This window comes from Ideonella sp. P3_A4, assembly GCF_056403075.1.
Window position 1 is genome coordinate 1 of record NZ_JBFUGE010000335.1, and the last position, 6731, is coordinate 6731.

A 6731-nucleotide genomic window follows, 5' to 3' on the forward strand; every position below is an offset into this window, starting at 1 on the left:
TTGCCCATGGGCAACGCGGCGAAGGTACAAACCCCGATGGTTTGTACTCACTCAGGCGGCTAGCAAGATGCGCAGCATGCGTCGCAGCGGCTCGGCAGCGCCCCACAGCAGCTGGTCACCCACCGTGAAGGCGCCCAGGTAGTCCGGCCCCATCGCCAGCTTGCGCAGGCGGCCGACCGGGATCGTCATCGTGCCGGTCACGGCCACCGGCGTCAGGTCGCGGATCGTCGCTTCGCGGGTGTTGGGCACCACCTTCACCCACTCGTTGTCGGAAGCGATCATCGCTTCGATGTCGGCCAGCGGCACGTCCTTCTTCAGCTTGAAGGTCAGCGCCTGGCTGTGGCAGCGCATGGCCCCCACCCGCACGCAGAAGCCGTCGACAGGCACCGCGGCGCTGCCGAAGCCTTCACCCTGGCCGAGGATCTTGTTGGTCTCGGCCATGCCCTTCCACTCTTCCTTCGACTGGCCGTCGCCGAGGTCGCGGTCGATCCAGGGGATCAGCGAGCCACCGAGCGGCACGCCGAAGTTGGCGATCTCGTCGGCCGACAGGCTGCGCTGCTTGGCGATGACCTTGCGGTCGATCTCGAGGATCGCGCTCTTCGGGTCGTCCAGCAGCGCCTTGACCTCGGCGTACAGCGTGCCGTACTGCGTCAGCAGCTCACGCATGTGCTGGGCGCCACCGCCGGAGGCTGCCTGGTAGGTCTGGGTGCTCATCCACTCGACCAGGCCGGCCTTGTACAGCGCGCCCACGCCCATCAGCATGCAGCTGACGGTGCAGTTGCCGCCGATCCAATCCTTCTGTCCCTTGGCCAGTGCGTTCTTGATCACCGGCATGTTGACCGGGTCCAGCACGATGACCGCGTTGTCTTTCATCCGCAGCGACGAGGCGGCATCGATCCAGTGGCCGTTCCAGCCAGCCGCGCGCAGCTTCGGGAAGACTTCGTTGGTGTAGTCGCCACCTTGGCAGGTGATGACGATGTCGCAGCGCTTGAGCGCGTCGATGTCGAACGCGTCTTGCAGCTTGGTTTCGTTCTTCGCCATCGACGGGGCAGCGCCGCCCTTGTTCGAAGTCGAGAAAAACAGGGGTTCGATCAGATCGAAGTCGCGCTCCGCGACCATGCGGTCCAGCAGCACGGAGCCAACCATGCCCCGCCAACCAACCAGCCCTACGAGTGCCTGTGCCATTTTCAGTTTCGCCTTTGCCTGTGAGTGAGAGTCCGTGAGGTTCCAGGTTCCCCGGCTCGTATCGCCGGGGTCTGGGTCACAGGGGCGAAACGAACCGGAGCTTGCTAGCTCTTGGTAATGGTTTTCGCAATGGTCTTGCCGGTGACGGCAGCCACAACCGCATCGCCCATCTCGCGTGTGCCCACCTTCTGGGTGCCCTCGCTCCAGATGTCGGGCGTGCGGTAGCCCGAGGCCAGCACCGAACGGACGGCCGACTCGATACGGTCGGCAGCCTCGGGCTGTTGGAGTGAGAAACGGAGCATCATGGCGGCAGACAATATTGTAGCCAGAGGGTTTGCAATTCCCTTACCGGCGATGTCCGGTGCGCTGCCGTGGCTGGGTTCGTACAGGCCTTGGTTCTTCGCGTTCAGCGAAGCCGACGGCAGCATGCCGATCGACCCGGTCAGCATCGCGGCCTCGTCCGACAGGATGTCGCCGAACATGTTGCCGGTGACGATGACGTCGAACTTCTTCGGAGCCTTGACCAGCTGCATCGCGGCGTTGTCGACGTACATGTGGTCCAGCGCCACGTCCGGATACTGGGCGGAAACCTCGGTGACGATGTCCTTCCAGAACTGGAAGGTCTCCAGCACGTTGGCCTTGTCGACGCTGGTCACGCGCTTGCTGCGCTTGCGGGCTGCCTGGAACGCGACGTGGGCGATGCGCTCGATCTCGGGGCGGCTGTAGCGCATCGTGTCGAAGGCTTCTTCGGCACCGGGGAAGTGCCCGTCGACCGCAACGCGGCGGCCGCGTGGCTGGCCGAAGTAGATGTCGCCGGTCAACTCGCGGATCAGCAGGATGTCCAACCCGGCCACCAGTTCGGGCTTCAGGCTCGATGCGTGCGTCAGCTGCTCGTAGCAGATCGCCGGGCGGAAGTTCGCGAACAGGCCCATGTGCTTGCGCAAGCCCAGGATGGCTTGCTCGGGGCGCAGCGAGCGCTCCAGCGTGTCGTACTTCCAGTCGCCGACGGCACCAAACAGCACCGCGTCGGCGGCCTGAGCCAGCTTCAGCGTCGCTTCGGGCAGCGGGTGGCCGTGGGCCTCGTAGGCGGCACCGCCGACCTTGGCCTCTTCCATCTCGAATTTCAGGTCGAGCACGTTTAGCACGCGCACGGCTTCTGCAACGATCTCGGTGCCGATGCCGTCACCGGGCAGGATGGCGATTTTCATGGTCAGAACTCCTTGAAGAAAAATCTTGTTCGTGTGGGATTGATGGCTCAGCCCAGCCAGCTGATGCCTGGCAAGGCCTGAAGCGCAACCAGCGATTGTTCGTACGCCGCCTTGAATTGCTGGTGTTCTGCCTCGCTCCAGGGTTCGAAGGATGCCAGGCCGTCACCAGAGATCACCCGCTCGACCGACGGCCGCACGCGCGTGGCTTCATCGGCGCCGACGCGGTGATAGATGTCGTCCAGCAACTCGACCGCCAGGTTGGACAGGGACTGGCGGTCGCGTTGATCGTCGATCGGCGGCATCGCCGCCCGCCGGATGCCGAACAGCGCCGAGGTGATCGGCGCACGCAGCTCGTCCAGCGACTCATAGCGCCAGCAGACCAGCTTGGCGGCCGGAAAGGCCTGCTGCACATCGTGGGCCAGGTGCTCCCAGCCGCGGCTCGCGAGATCGAAATGGTCGTAGGCCTCGCGGAACGGCCGATACGGGCCGTGGCGCAGCGTCTCGGAGTACGCAGAGCGAAGGAAAGAACCGTACTCGCGCACCGACAACCAGATGCGCAGCTCGTAGCCTTGCAGCACTTTGGCCAGGCGCTCCAAGCGGCCTGAAGCGCTCGCATACAGCGCTCGCTGCGCGAACAGCCGGTCAGACGAGCCAAGCAGGTTCTCGTCGGACAGCACCAAGGCTTGAGCACGTTGACACCACCCGTTCAGCCATGTGACAGCCTTCTCGCGGCGACGCTGGCCTTCGCCGGGACCGGCGCTCTTGACGGAGGGTGGATTGCATACGGGCGTCAGCTGCGCGCGCACTTCGGCCAGCGGCGGGAACGCAGCGGCGGTGCCGGCGACCTGGCTGCAACTCGTCCAGTAGTGCTGCAGATATATCGTCGCGGTCTCGTGAACGCCCAGGTGCAGATCAATGCGCATCGGGCTTGGCCCCGTCGTCTTCTGGAGGATCGCCCAGCCAATGGGCGAGCCGGTACTCGCAGGCCTTGAACACCACGTACGCGGCCATCGACACGTAGCCGTTGAACAGCAACTCGAACAGCTGCTGCGCGCCGCCGTCCATCAGGGCCACCCAGCCGTTGTCGACCAGCAGGTTGGTGTTGGCGCGCAGCAGAAGAAACAGGTTCAGCGTGCCGACGCCAAAGGCGAAGAAGCTCAGACCCAGCACCAGGAAGCTCAGCCAGACGCGGCTGAGCACCAGGCGCTGGAACCAACGCGGCAGCGAAGGCGGCCTGCGCATGCCCAAGCTCAGAGCACGCGCTGGTTCAACCAGGGCATGCGCGCCAGGCGCTCGGCCTCGAATGCGCGGATCTTGTCTGCGTGGCGCAAGGTCAGGCCGATGTCGTCGAACCCATTGACTAGGCAGTACTTGCGGAAAGGCTGCACATCGAACGCCAGCTCGCTGCCATCGGGCTTGACCACCACCTGGCGCGGCAGATCGATGGTGAGCTGGTAACCCGGGAAGGCGTTGACCTCGTCGAACAACCGAGCCACCTGCGACTCGGGCAACACGATGGGCAGCACGCCGTTTTTGAAGCAATTGTTGAAGAAGATGTCGGCAAAGCTCGGCGCAATCAGCGCGCGAAAGCCGTATTGCTCCAGCGCCCACGGCGCGTGCTCGCGGCTGGAGCCGCAACCGAAGTTGTCACGCGCCAGCAGCACCGAGGCGCCCGCGTAGCGCGGCTGGTTCAGCACGAAGTCGGGGTTCGACCGACGCGTGGCCGGGTCCTGGCCGGGCTCGCCCTGGTCCAGGTAGCGCCATTCGTCGAACAGGTTCGGGCCGAAGCCGGTGCGCTTGATCGACTTCAGGAACTGCTTCGGGATGATCGCGTCGGTGTCGACATTCGCGCGGTCCATCGGGGCCACCAGGCCCTTGTGAATGGTGAAGGCTTGCATCGGTGTCCTTATTTTTTCTTCGCGGCGTCTTCGAGCTTCTCGCCGGCTTTCTGCACGTCCTTGCCGAAACCYTCGACCGTGTTGCAAGCGGTCAGCCAGCCCAAGGCCAGCACCGACACCAGGGCAATCAACAGCTTCTTCATCACATCCACTCCTTCAGGACACCCGGCGCACGTCGACAAAATGCCCGGCCATCGCCGCCGCCGCGGCCATCGCCGGGCTGACGAGGTGGGTGCGGCCGCCGGCGCCCTGGCGGCCTTCGAAATTGCGGTTGCTGGTCGAGGCACAGCGCTCGCCCGGCTCCAGCCGATCGGCGTTCATCGCCAGGCACATGCTGCAACCCGGCTCGCGCCATTCGAAACCAGCGGCTGTGAACACCTTGTCCAGCCCTTCGGCCTCGGCCTGCGCCTTGACCAGGCCCGAGCCCGGCACCACCAGCGCCAGTCTGACGTTGCCGGCGATGCGGCCACCCACGCGCTGCACCACTGCGGCGGCTTCGCGCATGTCCTCGATGCGGCTGTTCGTGCACGAGCCGATGAAGACCTTGTCGATGCGGATGTCGCCGATCGGCTTGTTCGGCTCCAGCGCCATGTATTGCAGGGCGCGTTCGATCGCGCCGCGCTTGACGCTGTCTTTTTCCTTGTCGGGGTCGGGCACGCGGTCCTCGATCGACAACACCATCTCGGGCGAGGTGCCCCAGGTGACTTGCGGCCGCAGCTGCGTCGCGTCGATCTCGACCACCTTGTCGAAATGCGCGCCGGCGTCGGTGTGCAGCGTGCGCCAGTAGGCAATCGCCTGCTCCATCTCGACGCCCTTRGGCGAGAACGGCCGGCCCTTGACGTAGTCGATCGTCGTGTCGTCCACGCCCACCAGGCCTGCGCGTGCGCCCGCTTCGATGGCCATGTTGCAGACCGTCATCCGGCCTTCCATGCTCAGCCCGCGGATGGTCGAGCCGGCGAACTCGATCGTGTAGCCGGTGCCGCCGGCCGTGCCGATCTTGCCGATGATGGCCAGCACGACATCCTTCGCGCCGCAGCCGCGAGGCAACGCGCCCTCGACCTTGACGAGCATGTTCTTGGCCTTCTTGGCCAACAACGTCTGCGTGGCCAGCACGTGCTCGACCTCGCTGGTGCCGATGCCGTGCGCCAAGGCACCGAACGCACCGTGGGTGCTGGTGTGGCTGTCGCCGCAAACCACCGTCATGCCTGGCAGCGTGGCGCCCTGCTCAGGCCCGATCACGTGCACGATGCCCTGGCGCTTGTCGCTCATCTTGAACTGCGTGATGCCGAAGCGGTCGCAGTTCGAATCGAGCGTGTCGACCTGCAGCTTCGACACCGGGTCGGCAATGCCGTGCGAGCGGTCGGTCGTCGGCACATTGTGGTCACTCACCGCCAGGTTGGCCGACAGGCGCCAGACCTTGCGGCCGGCGATGTCCAGGCCTTCGAAGGCCTGCGGGCTGGTCACCTCGTGCACCAGGTGGCGGTCGATGTAGAGGGTGGCGGTGCCGTCTTCCTCGGTGTGGACGACGTGTTCGTCCCAAAGCTTGTCGTACAGGGTGCGAGCGGTCATGGCAGGCTTTTCGTTCAGGCGGCCGCCTGAGGGCGCGGCCAGAAGGTGAATTGTCAGGGATTCGGCGCAGCGTGGGGGGATGCGGTCTCGGCGGCCTCGGCGGCCGACGCCAGCCCGGCCAGCCGGTCGACAAAGCGCTGCACCACCGTCGGTAGCACCTCTTGTGCTTGCGCGGCCAGCAGATAGCGCCGGCGCGCCCAGGGCTCGGCCAAGGGCCGCACGCTGATCGCGAACAGCTTGGCAAAACGCTCGGCCACCACCGCCGGCAGCACCGCAACGCCCAGGCCCTCGCCCACCAGCTGGGCAATGGCATCGAAGCCGCGCACCTGCAGCCGGGCGTTGAGCGTGCGGCCACGCTCCAGCGCCCGCTGCAGCATCATCTCGTGCACCGAGGCGCCGATGTGCAGGCCGACCATGTCGTAGTCCAGCAGCGCATCGAAGCGCAAACCGCCGCGCCCGCGGGCCAGCGCGTGGCCTTTTGGCAGCACCACCGCCAGCTCGCCGGCACGGTAAGGCCAGGTCGCCAGGCGCTGGTCGGTCAGCGGTGGCGCAAACACGCCCACGTCGGCCCGCCCTTCGGCCACGGCCTGCTGCACGTTGGCGCTGGTCATGTCTTCCAGGCTGATGCGGATCTGCGGGTGCTCGCGTGAGAACGCCGCCAGGTCGGCCGGCAGCGCCTCGGCAATGGCCGCCGCGTTGGCGGCGATGCGCAAGTGCCCCTTGATGCCGCGGCTGAACTCGACCACCTCGCTTTCCAGCGCATGCAGCGAGGCATTCAGGCTGCGGATGTGGCGCACCAGCGCCCTGCCCGCCTCGGTGGGCTCGACGCCCCGGGCGCGCCGATCGAACAGCTGCACGCCCAGGCGCGTCT

Annotated in this window: 8 protein-coding genes; all 8 read right to left on the minus strand. The window is 66.0% G+C overall.

The genetic code is table 11. From position 1 onward, the window contains the following. Window positions 1-51 precede the first annotated feature (51 nt). A complete protein-coding gene (gene asd / locus AC1DYI_RS23185; protein ID WP_477206489.1) occupies window positions 52-1185 on the minus strand; it encodes an aspartate-semialdehyde dehydrogenase in 1134 nt (377 codons plus the stop codon). A gap of 104 nt (window positions 1186-1289) precedes the next feature. Further along, window positions 1290-2393 carry a 3-isopropylmalate dehydrogenase gene (gene leuB / locus AC1DYI_RS23190; protein ID WP_477206490.1) on the minus strand — a complete coding sequence of 368 codons (1104 nt, stop codon included), beginning with the start codon at window positions 2391-2393 and terminating at the stop codon, window positions 1290-1292. Between the two features lie 47 nt (window positions 2394-2440). Then, window positions 2441-3316 carry a hypothetical protein gene (locus AC1DYI_RS23195; RefSeq protein ID WP_477206491.1) on the minus strand — a complete coding sequence of 292 codons (876 nt, stop codon included), beginning with the start codon at window positions 3314-3316 and terminating at the stop codon, window positions 2441-2443. Next, entirely contained in the window at window positions 3306-3635 is a 330-nt protein-coding gene (locus tag AC1DYI_RS23200; protein ID WP_477206492.1) for a hypothetical protein, read from the minus strand. Before AC1DYI_RS23200 ends, AC1DYI_RS23195 begins: the two co-directional genes overlap by 11 nt. 8 nt (window positions 3636-3643) lie before the next feature. Continuing rightward, window positions 3644-4291: a 3-isopropylmalate dehydratase small subunit gene (gene leuD, locus AC1DYI_RS23205; RefSeq protein WP_477206493.1), complete on the minus strand. Its 648-nt coding sequence runs from the start codon at window positions 4289-4291 to the stop codon at window positions 3644-3646. An 8-nt stretch (window positions 4292-4299) separates the two neighbouring features. Then, window positions 4300-4434 carry an entericidin A/B family lipoprotein gene (locus AC1DYI_RS23210; protein ID WP_477206494.1) on the minus strand — a complete coding sequence of 45 codons (135 nt, stop codon included), beginning with the start codon at window positions 4432-4434 and terminating at the stop codon, window positions 4300-4302. A 13-nt stretch (window positions 4435-4447) separates the two neighbouring features. After that, the gene (gene leuC / locus AC1DYI_RS23215) at window positions 4448-5860 is read right to left on the minus strand and encodes a 3-isopropylmalate dehydratase large subunit (RefSeq protein WP_477206495.1); all 1413 of its coding nucleotides are present in this window, start codon (window positions 5858-5860) and stop codon (window positions 4448-4450) included. Between the two features lie 53 nt (window positions 5861-5913). Continuing rightward, window positions 5914-6731: LysR substrate-binding domain-containing protein (locus tag AC1DYI_RS23220; RefSeq protein WP_477206496.1), on the minus strand; the 818-nt coding region annotated here is incomplete at its 5' end.